Source organism: Pseudomonas sp. FP2254 (assembly GCF_030687695.1).
GTDB lineage: Bacteria > Pseudomonadota > Gammaproteobacteria > Pseudomonadales > Pseudomonadaceae > Aquipseudomonas > Aquipseudomonas quebecensis.
This window is the reverse complement of the sequence record NZ_CP117444.1, coordinates 1,299,525-1,312,749: the sequence shown is the minus strand read 5'-3', so window position 1 is coordinate 1,312,749 and position 13,225 is coordinate 1,299,525. Positions and strand designations below refer to the sequence as shown.

At 55.4% G+C, this 13,225-nt stretch carries 22 protein-coding genes; 18 read left to right on the top strand and 4 right to left on the bottom strand.

Annotated elements, in window-relative coordinates:
- The first annotated feature begins 4 nt into the window (after positions 1–4).
- The 5 genes from PSH94_RS05855 to PSH94_RS05835 all read left to right on the top strand — a co-directional run bounded on the left by PSH94_RS05855 (position 5) and on the right by PSH94_RS05835 (position 2,422).
- Positions 5–244 (top strand): hypothetical protein, encoded by a 240-nt coding sequence (locus PSH94_RS05855; RefSeq protein WP_305436797.1) that lies wholly within the window; start codon positions 5–7, stop codon positions 242–244.
- Positions 245–581: 337 nt separating this feature from the next.
- Positions 582–983, top strand: coding sequence for a hypothetical protein (locus tag PSH94_RS05850; RefSeq protein ID WP_305436796.1), 402 nt, complete (start codon positions 582–584; stop codon positions 981–983).
- The gene (locus PSH94_RS05845) at positions 976–1,296 is read left to right on the top strand and encodes a hypothetical protein (protein WP_305436795.1); all 321 of its coding nucleotides are present in this window, start codon (positions 976–978) and stop codon (positions 1,294–1,296) included. The genes PSH94_RS05850 and PSH94_RS05845 overlap by 8 nt, the downstream gene beginning before the upstream one ends.
- A 106-nt stretch (positions 1,297–1,402) precedes the next feature.
- Positions 1,403–1,729 (top strand): DUF2388 domain-containing protein, encoded by a 327-nt coding sequence (locus PSH94_RS05840; RefSeq protein WP_078825152.1) that lies wholly within the window; start codon positions 1,403–1,405, stop codon positions 1,727–1,729.
- A gap of 117 nt (positions 1,730–1,846) precedes the next feature.
- Entirely contained in the window at positions 1,847–2,422 is a 576-nt protein-coding gene (locus tag PSH94_RS05835; RefSeq protein ID WP_305436793.1) for a hypothetical protein, read from the top strand.
- A 48-nt stretch (positions 2,423–2,470) separates the two neighbouring features.
- On the opposite strand, the gene PSH94_RS05830 is transcribed toward PSH94_RS05835, so the two are convergent.
- Entirely contained in the window at positions 2,471–2,743 is a 273-nt protein-coding gene (locus tag PSH94_RS05830; protein WP_305437718.1) for a DUF1654 domain-containing protein, read from the bottom strand.
- A 571-nt stretch (positions 2,744–3,314) separates the two neighbouring features.
- Between PSH94_RS05830 and PSH94_RS05825 the strand changes: the two genes are divergently transcribed.
- The 7 genes from PSH94_RS05825 (at position 3,315) to PSH94_RS05795 (ending at position 6,369) form a co-directional block, all read left to right on the top strand.
- A complete protein-coding gene (locus PSH94_RS05825) occupies positions 3,315–3,554 on the top strand; it encodes a hypothetical protein (RefSeq protein WP_305436791.1) in 240 nt (79 codons plus the stop codon).
- A 72-nt stretch (positions 3,555–3,626) separates the two neighbouring features.
- The gene (locus PSH94_RS05820) at positions 3,627–4,412 is read left to right on the top strand and encodes a hypothetical protein (RefSeq protein ID WP_305436789.1); all 786 of its coding nucleotides are present in this window, start codon (positions 3,627–3,629) and stop codon (positions 4,410–4,412) included.
- A gap of 517 nt (positions 4,413–4,929) precedes the next feature.
- Positions 4,930–5,127 (top strand): hypothetical protein, encoded by a 198-nt coding sequence (locus PSH94_RS05815; RefSeq protein ID WP_305436788.1) that lies wholly within the window; start codon positions 4,930–4,932, stop codon positions 5,125–5,127.
- A 21-nt stretch (positions 5,128–5,148) separates the two neighbouring features.
- On the top strand, positions 5,149–5,538 hold the full coding sequence (locus PSH94_RS05810; protein ID WP_177054292.1) for a hypothetical protein: 390 nt from the start codon (positions 5,149–5,151) through the stop codon (positions 5,536–5,538).
- A gap of 14 nt (positions 5,539–5,552) precedes the next feature.
- Complete coding sequence (locus PSH94_RS05805; RefSeq protein ID WP_305436786.1) at positions 5,553–5,990, top strand: hypothetical protein; 438 nt, start codon at positions 5,553–5,555, stop codon at positions 5,988–5,990.
- On the top strand, positions 5,987–6,178 hold the full coding sequence (locus tag PSH94_RS05800) for a hypothetical protein (protein WP_104503097.1): 192 nt from the start codon (positions 5,987–5,989) through the stop codon (positions 6,176–6,178). Before PSH94_RS05805 ends, PSH94_RS05800 begins: the two co-directional genes overlap by 4 nt.
- Entirely contained in the window at positions 6,175–6,369 is a 195-nt protein-coding gene (locus tag PSH94_RS05795; protein ID WP_122736550.1) for a hypothetical protein, read from the top strand. The genes PSH94_RS05800 and PSH94_RS05795 overlap by 4 nt, the downstream gene beginning before the upstream one ends.
- Before the next feature lie 102 nt (positions 6,370–6,471).
- Here the strand turns inward: PSH94_RS05795 and PSH94_RS05790 are convergent, their stop codons facing one another.
- Positions 6,472–6,738 (bottom strand): hypothetical protein, encoded by a 267-nt coding sequence (locus PSH94_RS05790; RefSeq protein ID WP_305436783.1) that lies wholly within the window; start codon positions 6,736–6,738, stop codon positions 6,472–6,474.
- A 133-nt stretch (positions 6,739–6,871) separates the two neighbouring features.
- On the opposite strand from PSH94_RS05790, the gene bet reads away from it, so the two are divergent.
- From bet to PSH94_RS05765, 5 genes are all read left to right on the top strand, one after another.
- Complete coding sequence (gene bet / locus PSH94_RS05785) at positions 6,872–7,678, top strand: phage recombination protein Bet (protein ID WP_305436782.1); 807 nt, start codon at positions 6,872–6,874, stop codon at positions 7,676–7,678.
- Positions 7,675–9,303 (top strand): YqaJ viral recombinase family protein, encoded by a 1,629-nt coding sequence (locus PSH94_RS05780; protein ID WP_305436780.1) that lies wholly within the window; start codon positions 7,675–7,677, stop codon positions 9,301–9,303. The genes bet and PSH94_RS05780 overlap by 4 nt, the downstream gene beginning before the upstream one ends.
- Positions 9,300–9,542, top strand: coding sequence for a hypothetical protein (locus PSH94_RS05775; RefSeq protein ID WP_305436778.1), 243 nt, complete (start codon positions 9,300–9,302; stop codon positions 9,540–9,542). The genes PSH94_RS05780 and PSH94_RS05775 overlap by 4 nt, the downstream gene beginning before the upstream one ends.
- Positions 9,539–10,009 (top strand): hypothetical protein, encoded by a 471-nt coding sequence (locus PSH94_RS05770; RefSeq protein WP_305436777.1) that lies wholly within the window; start codon positions 9,539–9,541, stop codon positions 10,007–10,009. The genes PSH94_RS05775 and PSH94_RS05770 overlap by 4 nt, the downstream gene beginning before the upstream one ends.
- Positions 10,010–10,077: 68 nt before the next feature.
- A complete protein-coding gene (locus PSH94_RS05765; protein WP_305436776.1) occupies positions 10,078–10,392 on the top strand; it encodes a hypothetical protein in 315 nt (104 codons plus the stop codon).
- A 32-nt stretch (positions 10,393–10,424) separates the two neighbouring features.
- On the opposite strand, the gene PSH94_RS05760 is transcribed toward PSH94_RS05765, so the two are convergent.
- Positions 10,425–11,402 (bottom strand): putative phage abortive infection protein, encoded by a 978-nt coding sequence (locus PSH94_RS05760; RefSeq protein WP_305436773.1) that lies wholly within the window; start codon positions 11,400–11,402, stop codon positions 10,425–10,427.
- 103 nt (positions 11,403–11,505) lie between these two features.
- Between PSH94_RS05760 and PSH94_RS05755 the strand changes: the two genes are divergently transcribed.
- Positions 11,506–12,138 carry a hypothetical protein gene (locus PSH94_RS05755; RefSeq protein ID WP_305436772.1) on the top strand — a complete coding sequence of 211 codons (633 nt, stop codon included), beginning with the start codon at positions 11,506–11,508 and terminating at the stop codon, positions 12,136–12,138.
- Positions 12,139–12,230: 92 nt separating this feature from the next.
- On the opposite strand, the gene PSH94_RS05750 is transcribed toward PSH94_RS05755, so the two are convergent.
- Positions 12,231–13,178 carry a HEPN domain-containing protein gene (locus PSH94_RS05750; RefSeq protein WP_305436770.1) on the bottom strand — a complete coding sequence of 316 codons (948 nt, stop codon included), beginning with the start codon at positions 13,176–13,178 and terminating at the stop codon, positions 12,231–12,233.
- Positions 13,179–13,225 lie beyond the last annotated feature (47 nt).

Here is a 13,225-nt window from a genome sequence, read left to right as displayed (position 1 = left end):
CGCTATGTCCCTGACCAAGCCAAACCAAGACCTAAAGCGCGACCTGCAAGGCGTCGCCTCCGACCTCAAGTGGTCAGCCGTAGAGCTGATGAGGATTGCAGAGCGACTGAGCCTTGCCGGGAATGAGGCGGACGCTCAGGCCGTGCTGAAGATGTGCACGGTGCTTCATGCGGACGAGGATCGACTGGCGGGTTATGCGGAAGAGGTGAAGGCGGGGCAAATAATCCGGAGCAAGCCCGAGTAGGCGCATGGTTCGACGCGGCGAGAAGCTGTATATCTGAATAATGGAGTTTTAAATTGAAAATAAGGGAAGACGGCAAGGCTTACGCGCAAGACGTTTCTTTGGAAGAGCTTCGTGATTTTGTTTTAAAAAACAATCTCAACAGCGCTGGGTGTAGGTTTTGTGGTAGTGAGACCTGGGACATTCCATCCCACGACGGAATGCCTATTGTACTAAACCTATCCACCCCTTATCAGCATTCGGGAGGTATAAACTCCTTCTATATATCCTGTGCTCGATGCGGCGGAATGGAAACGTTTTCTGCTCAAACCGTAGTGTCGCGCCTGATGGGGTGGATCTGATGAGCATTGCCGTTCAGTTTTTGGAGTCGATTGAGGCGGGCTCGGGAATTTCTAGGCCTGTCCACTTCACGCAGCAGGGTCAAGTTCGCCACCGGATTGAAATCGCTTGTGACCATGCTTATATTCGATCAGTCGATAGTATCGTCTTTTCGGGTTACACTGTAACGGTACGCAACGCTAGTGCAAGGAGGGGAATCGTGATCAATTTTCTGAAATTCGACAATCGAGACCTATCTATGATGGTGGGATTGGCATCGATCGCCGGGGCAGCATCAGGCGAAATTTCAAAAGCACTATTTGGCACCCCTCCAGCCAACGCCGCATCATTGGTGATAGTCCTTGCAGCTTTCGTGGCTGGTCGCTACCTATCTGGATGGCTGAGGCTCAAGCGCAATGATTGAATACCTTGAGTTTTATTTTCAGAACCTGTGGAAAATCACAGGGGGCTTTTGCCTGATTATCTTCGCATTACACATGTTCTGGGCTCGACACTCCGAAGACAACCTCCAGATTTCATTAGGTAAATTGGTTTCAGCGGCGGGGGTGCCGAACGGCATAGCATTTGTGGCGTGCTCTTTTTATCCTGAGTACATCACAAAAATGGAGGGGGTTTCGTGGGCGTTCTTTATCGCGGGCATTGTCCTATTCGTGGTCACCGCAAGGGACGTGGTAAAGCCTAAAACCCAGGCGACGCGCCCAGCGCAAACGGCATAGTATTTAGCTACTGAATAAGCCCGGCCCTGCGCCGGGCTTCTTGTATCTGGCGAACGCTCTGCTCTGCTATTGTGGCGCCCTCTTGATGCAATGGAAGTAAAGAAGAATGGACTCATGGAAGACTCTAGCGATCGCACTGCTGGCATCGGTCAGCACGCAGGCCGTATCAGGTGATGGCGCCAACCCTATCGCTGCCGCGATATTTCTCACAATCTCCGCGCCAACCATTTTGGTTGGGGCGACCACATCACTCACGACCGAGCCGCCAAAGGTTTTCAAATCGGCGAAGACCGACGCTCTGGCGTTCATTGGTTCGGATGGCGAGATCCGCGGCGCGCAGTTTGAGCAAGCCTCCAGATACTACCGCTCCAACGCCGCACCGCCGCTGATGTCAGACGCCCAACTCGCCCGGGCGATCGCAACTTCCCTCTGAAAACGAATTGCTGGCCTTCAACTGGGCCGGGCTTCTTGCGCCTACCCTTCCCTGCCTTCCAATGGTGGCCGTACGCCACGGATGGTAAAGTGCGGGCTCAATTACGGGAGGGATCCAATGAAAGGATTTGGGATATTCGCGCTGATCGTCGGCGCGTGCTGGCTGATCTTCGCGCTGAGCATGGATGTATCCGTACCTACCGGCGCCGGCGGCCGAGTGAATAACCTAGGGCTCATGGCCGACCGCCAGATCCACACCATTGTTGGCGGAGTGATTGCGCTCGCAGGCCTTCTCATGGTTTTGCTGGGCGGTAAAAGCTCCCCTGCTGCCGTCCAGGTAGAGAAAGATACTCGCCCCTGCCCTATGTGTGCCGAGAGCATCAAGACTGCTGCGGTCAAGTGCAAGCACTGCGGCGCCGATGTTGAGCCAGTAGCCGCCCCGCGCCTTAAAAATGGATGGGTCGCATCAACTGCCTGCCGTGACGAAGAAGAACAGCTGCGAACCATTGAGGCAATTACCAGCACCGGACTTCCGGTTGTTCCAATGATCGGCCTGGCAGTGGGTGCCGGCCCATTTGAAACGAAGGAAGAGGCAAAGAAGGCCCTGGTCGCAATGCGCGACGGCCCCAGGTTGTTCAGCGAGATTGTTTACAGGGACTCGGTTAGCGGCAAGTACCCGCCGATTACAGACTGACTAACCATTCTTAAGTGAGCCCGCAAAGCGCGGGCTTTTTCTTGTCAGTCAGAAAGGCGCTGCCTCTTCTTCTGGCTCAAACTCGACCTCTCCCCTCCCCGCCACCTCGACTTCCTGCTGCTCCCACCTCACCGTCACGCTGCCATCGTCATTGAGCGTCAGCTCGAGCTCGTCGGTATCAGCGATCACGCTCAGAACCTCTTCCCACTCCCGATCCCCATCCGTGTCCAGGCGATGAATCGTCACCCAGCGCTGCGCCTGCGCCACGGGGTGATTGATCATCGATGAGACGCGTAACCCCAAGCGTGCCATGCCGCTCATTTCCTGCCGTACTGCTGTATTCGCCGTCTTCGCCACGATTTATCCCTCCCACAAATACTGTATATACATACAGATTAAGAAAAATCATAGCGCACTGCTAAGCGTTGCGTAAAGCGCTCAAACGGCCATTCATCAGGCTTTTCAGAGGAGCCAAGCCTTGTTAAATTTCGCCTATCGCTAAATATTTAGCTTGGAGCTATTGACGATATTTTAGCTTGGGGCTAAATTAACTCCATCGAGTCACCCAACAGGGACTCGCCAGGGCCTCAGGGCCTGACCAGCTCTTTAGCCACACAGCTTCACCCTTGCCGGATCACCACCGGCTCAGATTCAAAGGCAGCGATGAACCGGCCTAAACGGTTCAGAGGGTTGGCAACTGACCCGGGCGTGCAGCGTAAAGCGCCAAGAACAGTTATCCAGCGGGAGAACAAGCCGAAAGGCCCGCGGCTGGAAGAGCATTTGATTTAAGCCGGTGACTGACGCCAGTAGCGGGTCACGGCGGAAAGCATCACTGAGCAGCCTTCTCGCGAGGGCTGCTTGGGATGACAGCCGAGCCCTGGGGGGCGATGCAATGTTCAATTTCACCAGCACTGAAGAAAACGGAAAGACCATCGCACGCCTGGGCGAATACACCGCTCACTTCACTAGCAGCGCTCGCAACACTCGGATCACGGCTGTCGTGATCGCCGACGAAGACAGTGGAGAGTGCCGCGCTACTGGTTCGCTGTTCTACCACTATGACGCCGCTGCCCAAGGGCATAGCCACTGCGACACAGGCGCCAGGCAGTACGACAACAACGTTTTGGTATGACGGACCTTTTCACTGATGCCCATCCAGAGCGGTGGGCATCGGGAAAACAACCGATCAAGCACGGAGCCTCAAATGAGCGAACAAACCCTTCAAGCGCTGCTTGCCGAGCGCGTCACTGCATACGCCCAGTCAGACCGCCCGCGCGAGCTGATCGACGAGGGTATCGAAAAGCTGTTCAAAGAAGTTGTTAGCGACACCTTCCGCTCCTACGGCGATTTCGGCGGAGCCATCAAGGAGGCTGTCAAGGCTGCATTGCCGGCCAACGTCTCCGACGTGTTCGACCTTCAGCGTTACAACGCAGTCGTGGCGAATGCGCTTCGTCAGCGGTGGGAAGCGGCTGGCCTGGGTGCAATCATCTTGGAGCAGGCGGACAAGTCGATCACTGAGGTGCTTACCGGCGATGGCCTGATAGCTGGCGAGGTATCGCTGAAGGCCCTGCTCGACGAATTCATCGAGCATCACAAGGACAGCGCAGCAGAAGGCCAATGGGAGCGCCCGGAAATCCGTGTTGAAGAAGGAGACGGCAGCTACTCACACAAAATACTTCACATCTACTTCGATCCGGAGCCAGAAGGCAGTTACCGGAGCAGCCACTACTCGTCATCCTCACGCAGCAACTACAGCCTAAAACATGCTCTGCACGTGAGCATCAAAGGCGAACGTGAAACCGGCGATCGGTGGAAACCAACCATCGCCTTCGGCGAGGTCTACAGCGCAAAGCTGGATGACAAAAAGTTAGCCATCAACATGCAGGTTTATTCGAAGTGGGAGCGCATGTTGGCAGCCCTGTACTTCGGCAACGCAATACTTTTGATCGATTGCGATACGGATGACCTGAGCTACGGGCTTTACGACTGAACAACCAGCGCCACGACAGCCTGTCGTTAACTGCCCGAGGCCCTGGTACTCCCAAGCACCAGGCCGCATCGGAGTGTGAACTGAGTACCGCCGGCCAGCGCGAGAGCAAAGGCAGACAAACGTCATGCAGTTCACACCCCGATGCGGACGAAACTACGGCCTATAACCGCCCACCTGCATCACCCAACCCAACCGGAGATCACCATGCTCCTACTGTTCCTGATCGGCGCAGCGCTCAGCCATGCGCGGCCAGAACCGCCACCTGATGACGGCCTGCCAACCGGTCCCTTGCGCTTCCATCGTGAGCGCTGGCGTTCTAGATCGGGTCTGTCTGCGTTCTGGCGCTGATGGCCCCGCCCAAAAAATACAAACCACTGCATCCGAAAGCCCGGACGTCCAACCGGGCTTTCTTTATTCCACCTCTATTACGTCAGCACTCCTCCCCCGCGCCCATCGGCAACCAGCGGGAGGAATGAGTGTTGAACGAATACAGGTGAACCAACGAATGGAGAGAGTCATGAGCGAGCAACGAGCGCCCTACCCAAGGTCGGCGAACAACGCTGACCAGATGAACCTGCCCGAGGGCAAAACCTGCGGCGACTGCGTGCACTGCAAGCGCTGCACCGCGATGTTCGGCCATATCCCGGCTGACGAATCGTGCGACTGGAGCCCATCGCGCTTTCGTGAAGCTGTTCCGGTCGTTGTTTCCGCCTAACCCCAAACACTGGAGGTCGCCATGAGCGCAACAGTTGAAGTGAGTTGCGCATGGTGCGCTGAGACGTTTACCGCGCGCACGGCAGACCGCGCGCGCGGCTGGGCGAAGTGCTGCAACAAGTCGTGCGCTGCCAAGTTCAGAGAGTTCGGCGTTGCCCGCAGCGACGCACCGGCACCGAGGCGCATACCGAACATCGTCCGGTATTCACAGCGGCTTGGGGCTCTCCCATCAATGCCCCTGATAAACCCGTCCGGCAAAAAGAAAAAGAAGCCGCCTAAGTGGATTCGTGGCGTGCTGGCTGGAGCCATGTTCCAGAAAAACAACCGCGATCAATATGAAGACGCCATGGATGGCCTTTCCGATATGGACTACGGGGCCAGCGATGGCGGCGGTTACGAATCAATCAGGTGAGCCTGGGGGCGACCATGAACGCAGCATTGAAGATATGCCAGGAGCGTTACGACGCTCGGTTGCCTCCAGAGGTCAGCGACAGCGACGAGGTCACGGACTGGCTTGAGCATTCGGCAGAGCGCCTGGTGTGCGGCGTCGACATCAAGTGGAGGCGCCGCTACGGCCAGCCGCAGGTGGTGACGTTCGACCGGTTCTGCACTGTCCTGCAGGGTCACCTAAACCAGCGCCAGATCGACGGCTTGGACCAGCGTGATTCGTTCGCCCGCCTACTGCTGTCGGCAATGCTCGGCAGCCAGAGCGATGCCCGATCCCACGCTGCCGACCTGCTGGGCCAGCAAAAGCCCATTGAAGCAGTCGAGAAGCTCGCTGTAGCGCTGCTGCGGCCCTACGCCGAAGACGCTGTAGCGGCGGAACGCGAAGAGCGCGAAGACGACGTGGATGCCGATGTATGAGCCCGCACATCCTGATCGATGAGGCGCTTGAAGCGCTTGAGCATCCCAGCAGCGAGCCAGGCGCCCAAGCCGTCGTGGTACGGATGATCACAAACATGCTCACCGGCGACGCAATCACCGTCGACGAATTCAACCACTACTGCCAGCGCCTGCTGAAAATCACCAGGCTCCGCAAGGAGGCCGCATGACCACCGCACCGGTTAAATCACTGATAGACGAGCAGCTCGATGAAGTTGAGCGCCGCATCGCCATTTTGGGCTTCGGCCTTCCCTTCAACGAGCTGATAGGTCGCAAGCGTGAGGACCTGGTGCGGGATCTGCCGCAGCGCCTAGCGCCAACCATGAAAGGTGGTCGGATTGCGGTGAGGATTCGGCCTTGACAACCCGCCAGCGCAACCGGCGCCTGCTCATCTGGCACGGCTCCTTTTCTGCCCTCGCACTCTTCACCTTCCTGATGTTGCTCAGCGCACTCGCTGATCGAATCACTCAGTAGGGTCGAGTTTCTTCGCTAAAGCCTTCAGTTGTTTGGCCAGCTTTCGTAAAAACTCAGGTTCGCTCGGCATTTGGATCAGATTGTAAGCATCTTCCGCGATATCACCGGCGTATTGAATGGACGCCACGCCGTGCTCGGTCCGAATATAAAGTGAATCAGCTTTTCCAAACTTACTCCCTTTCCCGCGATGTTCGATTGAAACCCGCATCGGTTCAAATTTAATTAGGAAGGATGGAGGCGCCTTTTTCTTGGCCATGACAAGTCCCTTTGTGAGTTATCGGCCTGTGATCCTATCAACCTCGTATATCTGAATACCAGCAGTCTTTTCTCACTAGTTTTCATCTCGATCGCTGCGAGCATCGCGGCAAGGATTCCCCATGTCCGCAATAATGAAGCAGGACGAAAACTTTCCTGCACTGTCGGAGGCCGCGCTCGTTGAAGTGCTGAGCAGCAGCCTCTACCCCGGCGCAGAAAAGAACTCGGTTGTGATGGTCCTGGCCTACTGCCAGGCCGCGCACCTGGATCCGATGTTGAAGCCTGTGCACATCGTTCCGATCTGGAACTCCAAGACGAAAAAGATGCAGGACACGGTGATGCCAGGCATCGGCCTGTACCGCATCCAGGCGGCGCGCACCGGCCAGTACGCAGGTATCAGCGAGCCTGAATATGGCCCTCCTGTAACGGCGAAGCTGAGCGGCGTTGAAGTCACGTATCCCGAATGGTGCCGCGTGACGGTCAAGCGGCAGATGAGCAACGGCCTGGTTGCCGAATACACGGCCAACGAGCGTTGGATCGAAAACTACGCAACAGCCAGCAAGGACACTGCGGCGCCCAACGCCATGTGGAAGCGTCGAGCATTTGCCCAGCTCGCCAAATGCGCCGAGGCACAGGCCCTGCGCAAAGCATTCCCTGAAGTTGGATCGGCGCCAACGGCGGATGAGATGGAGGGCAAGGCATTCGAGGAGCCGGCGCGCGATGTCAGCCCACGACAGCAAGCCCAGTCTGAACCGGAAGCGCTGCCCGCCTACTCCGACGACCTGCTGACCGAGAACATCGTGAAGTGGCAGCCATTGATCGACTCGAACCGAACCAGCCCTGAACACCTCATTGCGACCATCAGCAGCAAGTACACGCTGAGCCCGGCGCAGATTGAAAAGATCACCAACCTCAAAGCCCTCGATGGAGACGCAGCATGAAAATTCACAACGTAGCTCAAGGCTCCGCCGAGTGGCTTGCCCTTCGCGCCAAGTACCGCACCGCCTCCGAAGCCCCGGCAATGATGGGCGCGTCGAAGTACCAATCCCGCACCGACTTGCTGATGGCCAAGAAGACCGGTATCACGCCGGACGTAACGCCCTCGCAGCAGTTTATCTTCGACAAAGGCCACGCAACCGAAGCCATGGCCCGGCCGTTGGCCGAAGCACTGATCGGCGAAGAGCTTTATCCGATCGTCGCCACGGAGGGCAACCTGCTCGCCTCCATGGACGGCGCCACGATGCTCGGCGAGACACTGTTCGAGCACAAACTGTGGAATGAGTCGGTCGTGGCCCAGGTGAGGGCCGGCGACCTGGCTCCGCACTATTACTGGCAGCTTGAGCAGCAACTGCTGGTGAGCGGCGCTGAGCGGGTCATCTTTGTTTGCTCGGACGGCACGCCGGAGAACTTCGTGCACATGGAGTACCGGCCCGTCGCCGGGCGCGCGGCCCAGTTGATCGAAGGCTGGAAACAGTTCGAGGCAGACTTGGCCCACTTCGAGATGGCCGACGCGCCTTCAATCGTCGTCGGCAAGGCACCTGACGAACTGCCAGCCCTGCGCATCGAGCTGACCGGCATGGTTACCGCCAGCAACCTGAAGGTGTTTGAAGATTCGGCTCTGGCCGTCATCGACTCGGTGAAAACCACGCTCTCCACCGACCAGGACTTCGCCGATGCGAAGAAGGCGGTCAAGTGGTGCGGTGATGTCGAAGAGGCCGTGTCGGTCGCCAAGAAACAGGCTCTCTCGCAGACCCAAAGCATCGACGAGCTGTTTTCGTCGCTGGATCGCATCAGTGCCCATGCTCGCGAGACTCGACTGAAAGTCGACAAGCTGGTGAAGGCTCAAGAGCTGCTGGTGAAGACCAACATCAAGCAAAAAGCCGAGCTCGCCCTGGCGGATCACATCGCCGCAATCAACAAGACCCTTGGCAAAGTCACGCTGCCTCATGTCGTTTCGGACTTCGCCGGCGCCATGAAGAGCAAGCGCACTATCGCCAGCCTTCAGGATGCAGTTGATACCGAACTGGCCCGGGCGAAGATAGATGCAAGTCAGGCAGCGGACAGTATTCGCTTGAACCTGACCAGCCTGGCGGAGCTCGCCGTTGATTACGCCTTCCTGTTCAGCGACGTGCAGCAGCTGGTCACCAAAGCCAACGATGACCTGGTGACGCTGATCAAATTCCGAATCTCCGAACACCAGAAGGCGGAGAAGGAAAAGGCCGACGCGAAGCGCATTGCTGAAGAACAGGAAGCCCAGCGCCTGGCGGCCATCAAGCCGGAGCCGGTCGTTGAGAAGGTGGCAACACCAGAGCCTGTCCGCACTGCTCCGGTCCAGGCAGCGGCACCCGTTGGACAGACCACAAAGCCTGTGGCGAGCCATACCGTCGAGCAGGTAACGCTGCAGGCCAACGTGACTGACTTCGAGGCCCTGGTGAAAGCCGTGGCATATGGTCAGGCGCCGATCACCGTTCTCTTGGTCAACTGGGAAGTGCTCGACGCTATGGTCGCCGAGCAGGGATCAACCTTCAGCATGGCCGGGGTGACGCTGGCCAAGGCGGCAGCATGATCAGCAACCTGAAATCAGACATCGAGTTTCGGCGCGAGAAAGCGCTGGAGCTTTCCAGTCAGGTCCGGCGTCATCTGGCCGCCGGCGGCAAGCTCACCATAGGCGATAGTCCGCCGATGAATCCAGACCCGGCGAAGCGTTCGGAATTCATCGACCCGACAACCATCCTCAAGCGCCGCAAGCCGCCCATCACCCGGGCCGAGCGTGAAGCACTGCGCAAACTCGCGGAGGCTTTATGAGCAAGCGCAAACCCCACAATCTCAAAGCACGCATTGACCGGTCCTGCCGGTCGCTGCTGGCCGCCAACCACGTCGCAGTGGTGAACATCGACCCCAGCGACCGCCAGGGCATGATCAATTACAAGTCGCTGAAGAACATCGCACCGGGGAAGATCGGCCAGGCCGTTTGCGGTATCCCCCACCGGTGGACGATCTACCTCAGAGCGCTTTGCATTGACGCCCGCGGCGACCGCTACAGCAAGTCGGTGGAGATCGCACCCAATGGCGTTTATCTATCCGACCACCTGGCCGACGTGATCGAGCATTGCTACAAGCAACTGCGCAACGAAGCCAACCAGAGCCAGATGGTGGCCTCGGGCTGGATCGCTATACCCGAAGCGATATCGCTGGACGAGGCGCACGCCGCGCGGATATTCGAAGCCGTCGGCGCCTGGCGCCAGGTAAAGGTCGACTCATGCGCCGCATAGCCCGCACCCAGCAACGCAAACGACAAACCTGGCCGCACTGCCGGCCAGCGGAATAGAAGAGGTAGGCCATGGCCAAATCAGTACAGGAACGGTCAGCCAAGGCTGCGCAGAAACGCCTGGCGGTCGCCGAAAAGGAGTTGCGGCACAAGGTCAGGCCGGGCATCGAGCAGGCCATGGAGCGTATCCGGCTGCGCGGCAAGGTTCCAATCATCAGCGAAATTCTACAGATCGCGATCATGAAGATGGACTTGATGTGCGACAACGAGCTGATCGAGTTCTTGCGTTATCCGCGCCACGAAATCGTTGTTGACGAAAACGTGGCGCACCAACTCTACAGCCACGGCCAGCGCCAAGCATCACGGCTCGACTCTGAAGAAGCTTAGGCGGAGATCATGGCACTTGAAGCTCGAAATAATCAGTCTCCGGAAGGGCTTACTAAAAGTTCTTCCAGAATCTTTCGGTTGCTGCCGTACGCTTGAAACTCGAACAGATTAATATCCTCATCTCTCAACAGAAGGTCAATCTCGAGATTATCAAACAGCGCGAACTCATAAATAAACCTCTTGAATTTCTCTCCGCGAGGACTTAACGAGTTATAAAAAAGAACTATCAGCTCATAATCTGACAATAGGGAGCGGACAACCAAGCCGAATTGCGCTCTATCTTTATGCTCGCAACTATGGACAAACCTAAATACGGAGTAGAGACTTCTAAAATACAACCCTAAATCGGCTTTATGCTTTTCAATGAGTGACGCGACAGATTTCGCCATCTTCTCTTCATGAGACCCCTCCTCCCGGTCATAATGATGTGGGATCCAGCGAGCCCAATGTTTAAAGCAGTCCCGACCCTTGGACACTATCTCACTAGCACCTCTTTGCTGTAAATCGAAGTTCCTTACGACCTCCTGCTGCAAGTCCAGCATGCTATAAAATTGGGATTCAATTTGTTGATGTGCAATTTGCGCACGGGTTTCGGACAAATCTTTTCGCTGAAACAAAAGGGTTATGAGCACACCAGCAAATGCCATGCCTGAAAACAATGTATTTAAAGTACCAAAGCTGTCACCGAAAGTCCCATCCCTCATTTTTGAAGCAATGAGACCAAAAGGAACATCCCATAAAAGCATTACGAAAAAAGCTGAATAGGTGCAAAAAACCAAAGACAAAACAATCGCAAATTTCCAGTAGCTACCAAGATTTACTTCTACCTTCTTCATACTCGAAAATATAGAGTACCCGACCAATAGAATACCTACTATAGAAACAGCGTAAATCCACCATCCCAAACTTGAAAAAGTTGAAGCAGCAATACCGTCATATATCGCTTCAGAATCACCACCAGAACTGACAACGTAGCGCAGGTTGTCAGCACTTATATCAAACCAGCTCATTATGACATCTCACCATACCTATTTATCTGAGTTCATACCTTAAATTGAGGCGAATTGCCACCACCGATCACGGTGGGCGGCAGCGCCTGACTGGAGGCAATCCATGGACGACCAGTTCTACCTTCAAGACAGTCGCAGCTACGCCTACGTCGGCGACGGGCTGTCGTTCTGGGGCTTTGGTGGCTCCGGGTATGTCACCGATCTGAGCAAGGCCCAGGTGTTCACCCGTGAAGGCGCTTGTAATCACCGCGACACTGACATCCCGTGGCCCAAGGCCTATGTCGATGCCCGGGCGCGCGTCGGAGTTGATTGCCAGAATGTCACTTTGAGCGAGGCGCTGGACCAGTACCCCGACGCAGCCGATTTTTACATCCAGAAGCCGCAGTGCTGGAACGGCAACAACCTGATTTGGCTTTGTGACGACGGAGTATTCACCAGCGATCTGTCGAAGGCTGTCGTGGTGCCGAGGGCCCACACCGTCACCTGGATCGGAAAGCTCGGTCAATCAGGCGCGGTGGTCTGGCCCAAGCCCTACATCGACGCCCACTCCCGGCGCCTTGTTGAGCGCGACGACGTGAATATCAAAGAAGCCCTGCGCGGCACCGGCATCAAGCTGGCCAAGCCGAAGAAGCCCAAAATGATGATGTTCAATTGTGATGGCTGCGGCCGGTTCATCAGTGACGCTCAACCCTATCGCGAAGACTGCCGGAACTGCGGGGCAAGCAACACTCCTTGATCCGGCTCCATGCCGGTCACCTGAAATACCTAAATTATTACAAAATCGCAAGTACAAGGTTACGGTACTGACTCAGGCAATGCAGTATTACCTCATCTGAATAGTTCTTTTCTAAAATAATCCTCAATAAACTCACTCGTCCCATACACAACCTCTTGTTTTTTCAAGTCCCGCAAAATCACAAATACAATTTCCCGACAAATATCTTGCAAGCCTTGGCTTATAGAAAGTGAAGCGTCAATATCTGCTTGTTTTATATGAGAACCGTGAGTGACTTGAGAGCGAATTCCATAGGCTTTTTTCATGAATTGGTATCGCGCTTCCATATCCTTTGCTGAACCACCTAGAAAGTGAGCAACTCGTTCAGAAAGTCTGTGAGTTAATTCACCGGTACTAGTTGAAAAAAGACTTTCTAGCGCACTGCATATTTGTGCAATTTTCAGGGATGGATATTGAGTTTTCCGAGAAGAAGTTACGAAGCTTAGGAAGCGGTCAAACCGCGTGCTTTTTTTCGAAACAGGTGACTGGGACATGCTAAACCCCCTGTCATGGAGGTGACTTCTAAGTTCAAAACTGACATCCCGCCACTGATTTATTTCTAACGCGTTGAACGTAGTATCCATCAAGGCGTCGCCATTAGCCTTAGACAGCGTTGAATACAATCCGTTACTGGTCCAGAAATCCTGACCTCTGTTGTTGAGGTGACAGTGTGCCAGCTCACACCCTATCGCATTATCTTTCACCAGCCATGAGTCCTCAATAATCATAGAGAGCCATATTAGCCATGTAAGTAGCAAAGGTTCACTATGGTCATACTCTTTCCAAATAGAAACCTCTTCCGGCCTACATACTACTAAATGATCAGCACGAAGCAGATGATCGTGTTCAATATATCCGACAAAATACTTGAAAGGTGCATCAAGAACACTTCTTATAAGCTTTGGATCATTAACAATAGAGATCCCAGGCATCATTTCGTATATACCCGGCTCCGCATCTACGTTGAGCCAGCGCAATGTCGAAACTATTTTTACTTTCATTTCAGAGCCCCCAAGCAACCGATTTTGTTTGCAGCATATAACTCATA